Source organism: Paraflavitalea pollutisoli, assembly GCF_029360705.1.
GTDB lineage: Bacteria > Bacteroidota > Bacteroidia > Chitinophagales > Chitinophagaceae > Paraflavitalea > Paraflavitalea pollutisoli.
Map to the genome: position 1 here is coordinate 3408225 of NZ_JARKMX010000008.1, position 14510 is coordinate 3422734.

At 44.3% G+C, this 14510-nt stretch carries 14 protein-coding genes; 7 read left to right on the plus strand and 7 right to left on the minus strand.

Annotation, left to right across the window (positions count from 1 at the left end; all coding sequences use genetic code 11):
* Positions 1–166: 166 nt before the first annotated feature.
* From P2W70_RS27360 to P2W70_RS27370, 3 genes are all read right to left on the minus strand, one after another.
* Positions 167–1639, minus strand: a complete 1473-nt coding sequence (locus P2W70_RS27360; RefSeq protein ID WP_276484745.1) for a hypothetical protein — start codon at positions 1637–1639, stop codon at positions 167–169.
* A 364-nt stretch (positions 1640–2003) separates the two neighbouring features.
* Entirely contained in the window at positions 2004–3038 is a 1035-nt protein-coding gene (locus P2W70_RS27365) for a patatin-like phospholipase family protein (RefSeq protein WP_276484746.1), read from the minus strand.
* Between the two features lie 5 nt (positions 3039–3043).
* A complete protein-coding gene (locus tag P2W70_RS27370) occupies positions 3044–3265 on the minus strand; it encodes a hypothetical protein (protein WP_276484747.1) in 222 nt (73 codons plus the stop codon).
* A gap of 230 nt (positions 3266–3495) precedes the next feature.
* On the opposite strand from P2W70_RS27370, the gene P2W70_RS27375 reads away from it, so the two are divergent.
* On the plus strand, positions 3496–4347 hold the full coding sequence (locus tag P2W70_RS27375; RefSeq protein WP_276484748.1) for a HEPN domain-containing protein: 852 nt from the start codon (positions 3496–3498) through the stop codon (positions 4345–4347).
* 6 nt (positions 4348–4353) lie between these two features.
* Here P2W70_RS27375 and P2W70_RS27380 read toward each other — a convergent pair whose 3' ends face one another.
* The gene (locus P2W70_RS27380; RefSeq protein WP_276484749.1) at positions 4354–4842 is read right to left on the minus strand and encodes a helix-turn-helix domain-containing protein; all 489 of its coding nucleotides are present in this window, start codon (positions 4840–4842) and stop codon (positions 4354–4356) included.
* A 470-nt stretch (positions 4843–5312) separates the two neighbouring features.
* On the opposite strand from P2W70_RS27380, the gene P2W70_RS27385 reads away from it, so the two are divergent.
* From P2W70_RS27385 to P2W70_RS27410, 6 genes are all read left to right on the plus strand, one after another.
* Positions 5313–8360 carry a SusC/RagA family TonB-linked outer membrane protein gene (locus P2W70_RS27385; RefSeq protein WP_276484750.1) on the plus strand — a complete coding sequence of 1016 codons (3048 nt, stop codon included), beginning with the start codon at positions 5313–5315 and terminating at the stop codon, positions 8358–8360.
* A gap of 9 nt (positions 8361–8369) precedes the next feature.
* Entirely contained in the window at positions 8370–9851 is a 1482-nt protein-coding gene (locus P2W70_RS27390) for a RagB/SusD family nutrient uptake outer membrane protein (RefSeq protein ID WP_276484751.1), read from the plus strand.
* A 136-nt stretch (positions 9852–9987) separates the two neighbouring features.
* Complete coding sequence (locus tag P2W70_RS27395) at positions 9988–10605, plus strand: Crp/Fnr family transcriptional regulator (protein WP_276484752.1); 618 nt, start codon at positions 9988–9990, stop codon at positions 10603–10605.
* Between the two features lie 24 nt (positions 10606–10629).
* Positions 10630–11310 (plus strand): hypothetical protein, encoded by a 681-nt coding sequence (locus P2W70_RS27400; RefSeq protein ID WP_276484753.1) that lies wholly within the window; start codon positions 10630–10632, stop codon positions 11308–11310.
* A gap of 350 nt (positions 11311–11660) precedes the next feature.
* A complete protein-coding gene (locus P2W70_RS27405) occupies positions 11661–12062 on the plus strand; it encodes a hypothetical protein (RefSeq protein ID WP_276484754.1) in 402 nt (133 codons plus the stop codon).
* 69 nt (positions 12063–12131) lie between these two features.
* Positions 12132–12413 carry a hypothetical protein gene (locus P2W70_RS27410; RefSeq protein ID WP_276484755.1) on the plus strand — a complete coding sequence of 94 codons (282 nt, stop codon included), beginning with the start codon at positions 12132–12134 and terminating at the stop codon, positions 12411–12413.
* 141 nt (positions 12414–12554) lie between these two features.
* On the opposite strand, the gene P2W70_RS27415 is transcribed toward P2W70_RS27410, so the two are convergent.
* The 3 genes from P2W70_RS27415 to P2W70_RS27425 all read right to left on the minus strand — a co-directional run bounded on the left by P2W70_RS27415 (position 12555) and on the right by P2W70_RS27425 (position 14490).
* Positions 12555–13493 carry a hypothetical protein gene (locus tag P2W70_RS27415; RefSeq protein ID WP_276484756.1) on the minus strand — a complete coding sequence of 313 codons (939 nt, stop codon included), beginning with the start codon at positions 13491–13493 and terminating at the stop codon, positions 12555–12557.
* 202 nt (positions 13494–13695) lie between these two features.
* The gene (locus P2W70_RS27420; protein WP_276484757.1) at positions 13696–13968 is read right to left on the minus strand and encodes a hypothetical protein; all 273 of its coding nucleotides are present in this window, start codon (positions 13966–13968) and stop codon (positions 13696–13698) included.
* Positions 13969–14055: 87 nt separating this feature from the next.
* Positions 14056–14490 (minus strand): MauE/DoxX family redox-associated membrane protein, encoded by a 435-nt coding sequence (locus tag P2W70_RS27425; RefSeq protein ID WP_276484758.1) that lies wholly within the window; start codon positions 14488–14490, stop codon positions 14056–14058.
* Positions 14491–14510: the final 20 nt, after the last annotated feature.

The window sequence follows — 14510 nt, forward strand, 5'->3', positions numbered from 1 at the left end:
CTAATTACAGCCAGGAACCATTTGTAGAGGAATAGCTCAAAAAGATTCAACAGTCAATCAGAAATTCGACTGTATGATGGCGGCTATGCAGCCCCCTTTATTGAGTTAACATACCCAAATTCACATTATAACCCTGCAAATAATCTTAATTGAATAACATAGCTACTCATTTATTAATTCCATAGAATTCTTTTTCATTCAAATCGCGCTTGGTTATTCCATTGTGTATTTGTGGGTAGTTAATTATATACCCTTTGAATCCGATTTTATGTAAAATAAGGGTATAAATAAGTCGATGCATAACTATGCAAATGAAGTATATTTCCTTAAACGCCGCATCATCGCTTGAATCGGAGATTGGTAGAAGCCCATGCTGGAATTTATTTCTTGCGTTCAGGCAATCCATTTCGTATGAATTCAAAGTATACCCAACTAATTCAAATGCTTTCTGAAGTTTACTAGTATTAGTAGGACTATTCAGATCATTAATCCTAATTGTAAAGATTTTTCTTGCTGTTTCGTTTTCACTGGTAGCAGGTAAATATTGATCTAGAATTTTAATTAATTCATCTCTAAGTTTTTTGAAGTCCGCTTTAGAAATCGGCTTTGGTCGATTAACTTTGAATTCCTCCATAATCACGTCTGTCATGGCTTCAAGTGCAGTACTATACGCAGAACCCTTTAACTCAAGTGATAGCATATTTCCTTGAAGTGTAATTAAGGCCGCGCGGGAAATAGGTTCATTATTGGCAAGATACTCGCATAGCTTGCTAAAGAATTCGGACTCAATTTCAATAATCTCGTTAGTCCAACCTTGGGCTTCTTGTTGACGCCTATCTATTTCCTCTTCTGTAACTCCGGTTAAATTCATGACAGAATATGGATTAGTTGTATGAATTCTATATCCAGTCACAATTGACTCGCGATATGTTGAATACCGAATATTCTCAACAACCTCAAAATTTTCGTCATTGGATGAAAGAATACACCCTTCGTCTAAATAAACGTTACCGTATAAAAAGCCAAACCCTATTACAATAGCGTGACAAATTTTATCAAAATCAGGCTGACTATATCGTTCAACAGTGTCAATTGCAATATATGAATCACCATCAATGGTGAATGTAATAAAATGTATATTACAATCATTGATCTTGAGCTTTATCAATTGTTTGCCTTTCAGTAACATATCAGCATCAAAGGTAAAACCACGAATATTGCGCATCTCGGGCACTGCTCTTGTAAGGGGAATAATAAACCGTAAGTATTTCTGCTCCCAGGACGCTTTCAACTCCGATGTGCTTAGCCTTGTTAAGCTACCACTAATCCTAACTGTGGAATGAGATTCATCGAAGTCGAAATATTGTTGATTAAGACGGATAGAATTATCCGGTATAAAATAGGTCTCCGTATCGTTATAAAGTCTAATAGGTTGCGGAAGCTCAATAGTATGAAGTTGACTCGAATTAAACCCTTTGTAAGGCTTGTAGTTTAGCTTGATTGAAAACTCAGATTTCTCCTTCTCAACTACAATTGGGTAGTCTTTCAGCAGATAGTGATCAACATCCAGTATTAAGTCTTTGCGAGAAAAAAGCGAATTTATTTTGTCTAATGTGGGAGTCAGGACTTTCTTTATCATAGCCTAGTATCTTGGTTTAAGAGATAATAATAATGGAGAAACGTAACCATTCTATGTTGGATCCTAAGTAAGAACTTTTAGAGACAAGCGAATAGGTTGTGCAGGGAAAAACATTTTTTAGGGATTAGCTTTACTAACCGAGTAAAGATGACGGATGTGGCACCAATTTGCAACTTTTAAGCAATACGGATTTATTTCATGCATAAGGTAAACATAACTATGATTTTTATTCCAATACATGTCCTAAAAAACGAACGAATGCATTTTTTTCTTTCAGCAACACAAAAATATTACAATCTGTTAACAAGCTGATGAAAGGTAGTATAGTAGCTATTGATCTCGACACCAAACTCGTCGATGAATGTCAGAACATTTTTTTTGCTTGCTTATATCCGTCATCAATAAGTGCTATTGCCTTCTTTCCACCAAAGGACAGTATCGTCGTGTTAAATGAAATACCCAAATTCTTTTCTGGTCGAATAATGCAGACATTGTAAATCGGCTCTCCATCCTCAGGAGCACTGCCAATATTCAGGATGTCAAGTAGGTCAAGCTGTGAATGAAAACTAACGGAAAGAAATGAATTCATCATAGATTCTAGAATATCGATAACACCGTTTGCACTACCATTCTCTACTACACTTGCCATGACCATATAAATATTTGAAGTGCCAAATTTTGGTTCTAACATCGGGTATAGCGGATCATTTCTTAGCACACCCCCATCCACCATAGGTTCAGTGAAAGGCGCGACAATTTGAGGAGGGAAGGCCATTGGAATAGCGGAAGTACACATAAGGGCGTCCACCAGATTGCCTTTATCCGCAATTTGCATCCATTTTTTGGTGCTACTATTGCCAGGAGAAAATTGGCTGTCCATTGCGCAGTAGTATGCCACACGCACGGGGGCCACACCGGCTATATCTGACAAGGTTACCGCTAAGTTCATGGGAGGTTTCTTTAACTGATCTTCTGCTTTCGCCAGAACCTCTTCAATCTTTTTCCGGAGGGGTACATTATTAAGAACACTTATCGAATTATTCAAAAATCGGATACTCCACTTCAGCGCGGGGATGCGTATTGCTTTTAGTAAAAGAAGTATGGGCAACAGCACTACAAAGAAATATAGCTTTATTATCAACCCGAACTTCTTCTTGTACACCGCTCGATTCTTCAAACCTATCCAAATTTTTTTAAGGGCATTAACATCTTTGCCAGCAAAAATTGCGGCTGCATTCAGCGCTCCAGCCGATGCCCCCGAAACCACAACAGGGTCCTTTCCATGCCATTCTCGTATTGCGGCATACGCTCCAACTTCCCAAGCGCCGAAAGCCCCACCTCCTGAAAAGACAACGCCGTAATCGGCATCTTTTTCAAACCGTGTTGCAAACTTGTCCATACTTTCTAGCCTTCTGTTTTTTTGCGTTTGAAAGTAATTTCAAAAGATTCATCTGGAGTGGTAAAAGTTATCGTACTCTGATCTGTATCAGTATTACCCGAATAGTCAATCTCCTCCATGATAATTTCCAATGCCGCTAAAACGGCTTTGCTTCTCATCCCCTTTCTTCTTTTTTCGCATTGCTCCAATTTTTTTTTGGTTTCTTCCAATTCTTGTTCTACACTCATATAATATATTTATTGTAAGGATCGCCTAAATATAAAAGAAGGCAGTGTCCGTCGCACCCGTTAAAACACCCAAAAACTCTAAACACAAACTCTTACGGATAAATCTGCATCAACAATAAAACCTTAAGTTGAAATGCGCGATATGAACTCGATTAGACAGAATAATTCAATAGATTGAGGTATATTTGTTGGTCGCAATTTTCATTATTATACCAGTAGACCAAACAGACATGAAACCTTCCTTTGATCTATTACCTGAAAAGAAACAGCATGAGATCCGCATGATCGTGGAATTCATTAAGCAGGTAATTGATCCGGAAATGGTAATTCTGTTTGGCAGTTACGCGAAGAATAAGTTCGTGGAGCACCGCTATTATTCTGATGGGATACTCAACGAATACATCAGCGATTATGACTTCCTTGTAGTAACCAAAGATAATCCTGGCGAAACGTATGAGCAAGAGCATAAAGTCTTACAACTGGCTGAGGAATTTGAACCACCAGTAAACCTGGAAATCCACGGTGTGGAGTTTATCAATAAAGGACTGGAGTGGGGCCATTACTTTTGGGTAGATATCGTTGAAGAAGGGATTATTCTTTATGATAAGAAAACAGTTAAGTTTACGGAACCCAGGGAACTATCCACGGAAGAAAGAAGAAAGAAAACGCAAGACTACTTCGATTTATGGTTCCCTCAATCCTTAGAGTTTTTAAGCGGGAGCCATCACTTTTTTGAAAGAGGTAATTATAAGACGGCAGACTTCATGCTGCAACAAACGGTCGAATCACTATATTATGCAATTCTTTTAGTATTTACTGACTACAAACCCAAAATTCATAATTTGTGGAGACTGCGAAAGAAGGTAAAGCCATACTCTGAAGAGTTATTTTTGCTTTTTCATGCAGAAACAGACAAGAACGACAAACGGCTTTTCGAGTTATTGAAACAGGGATATATAGAGGCTCGTTATGATCCAAAATTCATCATTTCACAACCAGATATTTCGACATTAATCGATAGGGTTACACAGATGCTACCAATAGCTGAAAAAATATGTAAATTACGCATCGCGGAGCTTTGAATGATATTATTTTTTTCTCTTAGAAAATTGCTTTTGTCTTCCTACCAAATTATATTTTAGCAGTCCTTTTTTTACCATTCGGCTTAAAGCAAGTGAAACGCTACCTGAAGTTAATTCGATATTATTAGCTTCTTTAAAATATGCAGTTACGTCTCTCACAAATCTGGGTGTGATAAAAAAATCCGAACTTTCAAATAACTCTTCAAGTAATTGGGTTGGCTTTAGTTTTTCCTTTCGTTGTGGACTAAGTTTATATCGTGGTTGTTTGTCGAATTTAACGTCAAACAAATCTTTTGGAGCAACACCTATTGCCTTTGCTATCTCAATTATATAGCTAACTGTAGTTTCGGCACCTTTCTCTATCCGAGAAAGAGCTTGATATGAGAATCCAGTCATGTCTGATATATCGGCAATATTATATCCGGCAGCCCTTCTGAGCTGTTCAATTTTAGCACCTACCTTTTTGGTTTCCTTTTCGTTATGAAATTTCTTCACCGTCCAAATTGACTGGACATTTAATAATCATTATATATTATCTACGTAATAATTTGTCGAATAAATTAATTTATCTACATTCGTATAGATAGTAATTGTTCCTTTATCCAGTTATCGGGGTGCGTGAGAAACACCAGGTATGCTGATGAAGGAAAAAACATATAACTGCATTAAGTGCAGGGTTCATTTCTTTTGCCTTAACAGGAGCATTTTCTCACGCCCCGTTACTGGTAATCGGAACCCTGCCTTATTTTTTTATCCCGCTACTCAACATTCGATCCATACACCCACCCGTTACTGGTGTATCCATTCTGCATGTTCATTTATTGTTTCCCTCGTGAAATGGTCCGGCTGGCTGAAAGAACCAGTGCCCGTTTAAGTATTCCATGAAAACCGCGGAGAGCGGGCATGTCGCAAGGTCCGCTGCTCCGCATTTTTATACCATTATTCACCTTTACCTCCACTTCGTTATGAAACTCGTTATTTCCATCCTGCTTATATTATCTATTCTTTTTACTCAGGCACAACAGCCCCCTCCCCCGACCACTTCCGCTGCCAATACCCGTCACCAGGTATCCGGAAAGGTTATCAATCATCGCGGTGAACCACTGGCACGAGTAAGTATTACCCTGCGCAACGGCAGCGGCACCGTAACCGATGCACAGGGCCAGTTTACCTTCGCCCACCTTCAGCCATCCGATATATTACACATATCCTTTGTAGGCTATGCCGAACAACGTATTGTGGTCGGCAGCAGGAATAACCTGGTCATTACTCTTCAGCCCACCAGCAACCATCTTGATGAAGTGGTAGTGCAGGGATATGGAATCACCAACCGCCGTACCGGTACCGGCAATATTTCCAGGGTGACGGCGGAAGAGATCGAAAAACAACCGGTGATCAACGTCATGCAGATACTGCAGGGACGATCAGCAGGCACCTCTATTACCAATGTGAGCGGCGCCGTCAGTGCATCACTATCCATCGTGGTCCGCGGCCTGACAGGAATCGAACCCTCCGTGATCCGGGAACCGCTGTACATCGTTGATGGAGTTCCCCTGACGCCGCTCAACCTCTCCCCAGTGCAGACTACGGTGGGTGGCACTACCATATCACAAGGCACCATTCAGTCAGGCATGGCATCGCCTGCAGGAGGACAAAGCCCCTTCTTTAATATAAATGCCGCCGATGTAGAAAGCATAGAAGTACTTAAAGATGCGGATGCAACGGCTATCTATGGATCCAGGGCCGCGAATGGCGTTATTCTTATAACCATGAAAAAAGGTAAGGCTGGCAAAACGGTCACCGATCTGAATGTGTATACGGGCTTCAGTAAGGTGACCCGTTTTTTTCCGCTGCTCAATACTGCCCAGTATGTGCAGTTACGCAAAGCCGCACTGCTGAACGATGGCCTTCCCCTTGACTTGTTCTCGGCCCCAGACCTGGTTGCCTGGGATACCACCCGCTATACCGATTGGCAGCGCTATGCTTTTGGTGGATCGGGCCGGGTGGTCAATGCACAACTTAGTCTTACCGGCGGCACCACGCAGACCAATTTCCGGTTGGGTGCAGGGTACAACTACCAGCGAGACATCGCAGCGATCAGCGGCGGAAATCAGCGCGGCTCCCTGTCTTTGGCTTTGCAACATAAAACACCCCGGCAGAAACTCATCATTGACCTGTCGACTCAATATAGCATCACCAGCAGCAACCTGATCTATAATGGAACTACAGCCTTGCTGCCGCCCAATGCCCCGGCAGTTTTCGATCGCCAGGGTAAATTGAACTATTCTGGATGGACCCCATTGGTTAACAGTTTTATGTTCGGTTCGCTACTACAGCCTTACGAGGCATCCACCAGTCTGCTCAATAGTAACCTGGTCCTGACATACAACCTAGCCAGGGGATGGACAGCCCGTGTAAACCTGGGCTATAACAACTCCTTCAGCAGACAATCGCATACCATTCCCATTACCTCCCTTAACCCGGACCTTAATCCGAGGGGATCACTCACCTTCGGCCGCACCTTCTTTCATAACCTGATCACTGAGCCCCAAATTGAATACACCGGCTTTGTAGGTCCTGGCAAATTGAGTGCATTGGGTGGCGGTACCTACCAATCCAACAAGACCAATGGACTGCTTAATGCTGGCTCGAACTATACCAGCGACTTACTGCTTGGCTCGATCAATGCGGCTCCCACCAAAGTGGTAGTGGAAAACGATGCGCAGTATAAATACACAGGTGGCTTCCTCCGCCTTTCCTATAACCTATTCGATAAATACGTCATTAACCTCAACGGCCGCCGTGATGGGTCCTCCCGCTTCGGTGCAGGTAAGCGCTTTGGCAATTTTGGCTCAATCGGGACAGCGTGGATCTTTTCGGCTGAAAGATTCATGAAGGGACTGCCCTTTGTCAGCTTTGGCAAGCTGCGAGGAAGCTATGGCGTAACAGGTTCCGACCAAATTGGAGACTACGCCTACCTGTCCTTGTGGGTGTTCGGTACAGGCGGTCGCTATGGCGATCATTCGCCGCTGTTCCCGACCCGGTTTGCTGACACACTGCTGCATTGGGAGCAAAACCGCAAGCTCGAAGGAGCACTCCAACTGGGACTGTTCAAAGATCGAATCAACCTGGAAGTAGCCTATTATCGTAACCGGTGCAATAACCAACTGATCAGCCTGCCGGTAGCTACTCAGGGTGGCTTCGCCAACGTGATCACCAATGCTCCCGCCAATGTCCAAAATACGGGTCTTGAAATCCTTGCTACCGTACATGCCATCCGGCAAACCAACTGGCAACTCACCACCAGGCTAAACCTCTCCGTCAATCGCAACAAGCTACTGTCGTACCCCAATTTTGAACAGTCGCCCTATAAAGGAAGATACGAGATCGGCAAGCCACTCAACATTCAGAAATACCTGCAGTTTACTGGCATCGATCCGGCAACCGGTGAATACAACTTTGCTGATCGCAACGGCGATGGTCAGATTAGTATCGATTTAACCGGTAATACTGTCGATGATCGGGCACCAGTGATTCTGGCTCCCAGGTGGGAGGGCGGTATCACGACCGAGCTATCTTACAGGCAGTGGTCTCTCAGTGTGCTGTTCTATTGCAGGCAGCAAAAGGGATTCAATGCGCTTGTCAGCGCAGAACAGCCAGGAGCCCGCACCAATCAGCCCACAGCTGTCATGAATTACTGGCAAAAAGAGGGTGATCGGACAACGACAGGCAAACCCACCGTGTACCCCACCACCAGCGGCACCAATTATGCCTATTATTCCGATGCGCGGATCTCAGACGCCTCCTTCATTCGCCTGCAAAACCTCTCGCTATACTGGAACTTCCCCGATCGCACGTTGCAGAAGCTACACCTGGGTAGTCTACGGCTGTTCTTGCAGGGAGAAAACCTGCTACTCATTACCAGGTACAAAGGCAACGATCCGGAAGTACAGCAATTGGGCGCCATGCCGCGCCCCGCGATTATCACTGCCGGCCTTTCCTGTAAACTATAATGCTAACAAATGAAAAAAATTCTTATGACCAATAAACTCACCTTGTGTGCCCCAATACTTGTACGGTTCCAATGCCGCAACCGTCTGCTGGTCGCCGGACTGCTGACCAGCCTGATCGGGGGACTTGCTGGTTGCGAAAAAATCGTAGAGGTTCCTTTACCTGCTACCAGTATTCCCCAGTCCATGGTTTTTACTACTGATCAGGAAGCCATCAGCGCGCTGGCTGGCACCTACTACAGAATGGTTAATAGCAACACACCAACCCTGATCAATGGCGGTATGACAATCTATTCAGCCCTTGCCAGCGATGAACTCGTTGTATTTGACAAAAGTAATACTGCATACCTGCAGTATTATCAAAATAACCTGCAAGCCAATAACCCCTTTATAGCATACCTATGGGAGAATTCTTACCAGCTTATCTACCAGTTCAATGCTATCCTTGAAGGTGTGCATTCCAACCATACACTGACACCAGCCATCCAAGAACAGATTGCCGCTCAGGCAATGGTGGGACGTGCCTTTATATATTACCAGTTAACCACATTGTTCGGGGCAGTGCCTTATATCACTATAACGGATTGGCGGACTACAACAATAAGGAAAAGAGAACCTGTTGAGCGTGTATATAGCCAGCTTATAGCTGATTTGAAGGAAGCAGAGCAAAGGCTACCTGCCTCTTATAATCTTATTACCGGTGGTAAAACTTCCTTCAATAAGTGGGCGGCAACAGCGCTACTGGCGAGGCTCCACGCAATTACCGGTAACTGGCAAGGCGTACTGACAGCCTGCGACAAGATCATGAATAGTGGCGATTACGCCCTTGCCGCAACGCCTGCAGGTGTATTCCACCTCAACAGCCCCGAAGCTATCCTGCAGCTGAAGCAAGACAATACCACTTATTCATTCAATGCCACCCGCGAAGGGATGTTCCTGCTGCCCATCGATGGCCTCTTTCCCTTTCCGCCATTTGCCTACCTCCCACAAAAACTACTCCTTGATTTTGAATCGGGCGACCAGCGTTTCACAGACTGGACACAGAGCAGGGAAATCGATAGCAGGTTGCTTCATTATCCTGCCAAATACAAAGTAGGCCCTTCACAGGCTGAGCCCGGTGGGCAGATACAGGAAGGTTATATGGTGTTGCGGCTGGCGGAAATCGTTCTATTGCGGGCTGAAGCCCGATTTCGCCTGGACGACATTTCAGGAGCCATTGATGATCTCAACCTGATCCGGCAACGGGCCACCCTAAAACCATTGCCTACGGACCTGCAGGAAGCCGAGACCCTCCGTGCAGTGCAACAGGAACGCCGTATAGAACTATTCTGTGAATGGGGCCATCGTTGGGTGGACCTGAACAGATGGGGAGTGGCAGAAACTATATTGTCGATTAATAAAAGCGCCCCTGTATCACGTAACGCATTACTGTTTCCGATCCCAGCGAATGAACTGATGAGTAATCCGAATCTCGATCAAAATACCGGATACTAAACATATCCTGCCCGGAGACTGGTGGAACCTTTTTTCTCTTCCAGGAGCTTCAGCCAGAACCTACGACCCCAGCGAATAAGGTGGAGGTATACAAGGTTCCCCTCTCCGGCAGGTAATAACCAACACCAAAACAGCCATGAGATCATTAAGATCCTACGCCAGCAATGTCGAAGCGGCCAAAAAGACGGAATTTGTCTTTCACCTGCCACAACTATCCAGGCGTGCCCAAAAATTTCTCCGAGAAAGATCCTATCCTCTTATCGTCAAGAAGCGGGAAATACTTATAAAACAAGGAGAGGTCACCGATTGCTTTTTTTATCTCAGAAATGGAGCGCTGCGCGAATACATCACGGCTGACAAAATACAATACACCACTATGTTGATTGGTGAAACCAATACCACGCCGAACTTTATGGATTTCTATTTTTGTCAACCAACAAACTGCACTCTACAAGCCGCCGCGGATAGCATCGTTGATGTTATTCATTTGAACGACATATATGATCTGTTCACCGGCAGCTACAAAGGCAATGAAACTGTGCAATCCTTTGCCACGCTCATGCGTGCGAAATACATTGACCAGAGCGTACTGCTTCGCTGGCATGTCAAGCGGAGGTACAAATACTTTGCAGAGCATTACGGCGATCTGATCAATATGGTACCTCATAAATATATAGCCTGCTATTTAGGAATGGCCTCCGAAACGTTTAGCCGCTTGCACAACAGGCATCCTATGCCAATCAACCCACTATAAGAACCCAATTAACACCTATCAATTATGAAAACATCCCCGTCCGATCCAGCAATTATCAACCTTTCGATCAACCTGCTGAAGATCTCTCGCCCATTGGAGGTGATAACTACTTTCTTTGACAACTACCACTATACAGATGCAGACTGGTATTTGCAGAATATGATTAAGATGGCCGGAAAATGTGGTAAAGAAAAGAACCTGCCCGATAGAGCTTGTGATATGATCTTCTTCTACGAAAATATTACTCAATTAATTGAGATCTCCTGGATCATTGCCCAGCAGGATAACGAAGGCAGTTCGGCCAACATTACGATAGAGAGCACCGACCAGCAGGCCATGATGAATCCCAAGCTGTTTGCCCTGCCACATCAGGCCAGCTACGCATTTGACTTTTTTCCCCGATACCTGTCAGGCGATGAATTCCTAAAGCCGTATTTGGTATTCCCCAAATTATTTAAAGCCTATGCACTGTCTGAATGGAAAGAGAAACTCAACATGATCTTGCATCATGTTATGAGCAGGTACCGTGGCGAGATATCTACCTGCGACGTTAACCTGTATAAGCTACTAAGGTTACTTGGAAAAATGATCGCAGCATGCCACTTGATCTTCGTGCGCCATGAATCCATAAAACACCCCGTACTGCCAACCAATAATGATGCCACACCAACAGAAAAATCGTCGCAAGAATCTGGTGATAACTAAAGATTCGTTACACATTCGGGGAACGCGCATTAGAGGGCGTGATGTTGCCTTCAACAGGTTTCTGCATTGCCTCATTCGGGAGTGCCTGGCTGAACTGCAAGCCATGCGGGCTGAACTACATGCACTGAAAACAGACATCGAACTACTCGAACGACAGGGATACAGTCACTCCAAATCCCCGAAACGAAATCGCACCTGAAGTTAATTCACAAAACATCTTCCAATATCTACTAGGACATTCATTTCAAATAGCTGCCTACATGTGCTCGCGCTTTGCAAGCAGTGGCAGGAAGTAGCCAGGCATAATTCAATAAACCGCAGCGGCATTCCACCAATTCAACCAATCTACCATGCCCATCAAAGTAATGTTCTTTGCCTTCAATCCCGAGGCCATTTTTAAGACACATGAATGCTACCTGCAACATGCAGGCATTGATATATGTGGTTATGTCTCCTGCCTTGACCCGTATCAGGACATATACAACAAACTTCAACCTGATATTGTCTGTTACCACTTCGGCACTATTCCAATTGAAATATATGCCACGGAATTTACCTGCAAACTTATTGCAGCGACTGACTACTACAGCGCAGAAGACCAGGCAGCGACCCTTAGTTTAGCTGCCAATTCCGGATTGCACCACATTCGGGGTTATGTCCAAAAGGAGCACCACTTCCTCTTGGCAGCTTTTCACCTGGTGGATATTGGCAGAGACTGTTTCTTTCCGCAAGATATGGTCCCATTACTATAGCTGCTCACTGTATGGCAAGTACAAAACTGCTATCACACAACCGGCTTTACACAACAACCAATTTTAAATATGAGTTTATATATTGACGTTTTTCACGGCAACAGCCATCTATTTACCACTGAAGACTTTGAGAACTATGGCCGGATGGAAAAAACCTATACGATATTGCGGAAACACCTGCCGGTGGCCGATGGATATAAACTACGGGTAACGATATGCCTGCAGGCGCGCATTGTTGTTCCGCAAGATGAGTTCAATACCGCTGTGCGCAATGGCAAAGGGAAAAGGTTTCCTGATGAAAGTAAAAAGCAAATACCGAAAAGCTATGCTGGTTGCGTCGCAACTCTTTAACCTGATGAAACAAGGTTCATTCTAAATCCCTACGCAATTGGCAGGAAAGCAAGTGTCATCCAATGAGCCCTTTTGAAGTGTACTACCAACCAGGCATGGCCCCAAAGGGTTCATGTAGACGGATTCCACAGTTGACCTTTTTCAATGGGCCGCTCCTTTGAATTTTGAGGATTCAGCGAGGGCAGTTTTGGAAAGCGGCCATTTCCAGGATTGAAATACCCTTGACAGATTTCTATTGGTTGCTTCGCAAGAAGCCAGAAAGAAATTATCAACTGCATCCTGAGTGGACTTTGCAACCGGCCTTTTGCTTACACTTTTCCATAGTTTAGTAACAAAGGTATTGCCGCCATAATCACGCCGTAGCCTAAAACAGAAGGATGCAAATAGATCCGTTGCTCCGAGTTCAGAATCAGGTACACCCTTATTTATTCCAAGCGTATTTTGCCACGTAAGCGCAGGGGACTTCATATACTTGTCTATAAGACCTACCACTTTCTCCTGAAACACCTTGAATGTCCAATTGCCAAAGGGAGCACCATTAACTCCTGTAGATTCCATTGCCAGGAAACGCATAAATACGGCATACCCTGTTGTAACGGGATCATCCTTTTTATACGCTATCTGATCTGTGTAAAACCAAAAGTTACGGCCGAACTCATAAAACAGTTCTTGTCTATATTCGTTATTGTGGTGTATTGCATTATAATAATCGTCAAAAAAAGAATTGAGTAATTCGATTCCTGTAAAGCCGAGATAACCACATCCCGCACCGCAGGTATTGGAAACATCCGCAATGGTCGAGTGACCGTTGATATAATACTGGGGAATTATCGAGGGCGTTTTGCCAGTGCATCGTTGGTAAAAACTATAGACACTATCCATCACCTTCAGCCACTTTCCCATTGTATTTTTATCGAGATCTTGTTTCCTGGACAGGATAGCCACCTTATTACCATGCCAAGCATATAGCATCAAGTCCAACTTATTAAAACTAAGGTACTTTACAGGCGTTTGCGCAAAGGACACAAGTGATACGCAAATGAGCACACTTGGAATCAACGCTCTTTTTAAAAATATCATAGCCAGGATGTTTTATCGATACTTTACAAAATACGCTCTTACCGCTTTGTTACTTCCCGTTTAAACACCCTTTATACCTGCCGAAACGATGTGCAAATCATCCGGGTCCTTAGCAATGCACCTGGATCCCATTTGTTTCCATGATCTAAAAAACCAGCCTCCCTTTGGGAGAGGCTGGTCCCATGTTAAAACCTGTAGTTACTTAGAATCCGTTGGTATACACCGGGATGTAAGTTGACCCATCATGGGTAAACAGGTTGTAGTTGGTCGTACCGTTAATGCTCGATACGATCCTTGTCTGATTGGTGCCCGTGGTTTTCAATCCTGGCATCGAGGTGGAGTTTGCAACCAGCACCTTAGTGCCACTGATATCAGCATACACATTGCTGTTCACAAACTTTTTGTGCCCGGCCAGGGCAGTGGTTGTTGCAGCCACGAGGGCAACAGCCGTCAACCATCCTAATTTACGTTTCATGTTCACTTGGTTTTTTATGCCTACTTGTAATGAAGGGGCATCAGCATTCCCCTGCCTGCTTATCAGACCGGTCGCAGGTCCACCGGCCTAATGCGGTTTATCATGATTTTTACTTTGGCCAGCATAGCTCATGTTGATCCACCACCAGCAACCCCAGCCCAAGCCGAGCACCAGCAGCACCTTGCTGAGCCAGGTCATTCCTTCCCAGTAAGGATGGAAGGGCAGGTAAAACCAGTTATTCAGCAACGCGACACATTGATAACTGGTAAAGAGCAGGATACTGAACAGCGCCAGTAATATACCCAACCGTGATCTGCCCAACAAAACCAGCAGGATGATCAGGATCTCCACCACTACCACGCAAAAAGCAGTTAATGGCGCCCAACGACCGATGTAAGGCAATACCCTGCACCACGACGCAAACGCTGCATAGCTCAACAGCTTATCCATAGCTTCATACCCGAAGAACCCTACCAGTATTACCTGCATGCCATCATGCAGCAGCTGCTTAGTCACTGTCATAGCAACACCTGTTTTGTGAT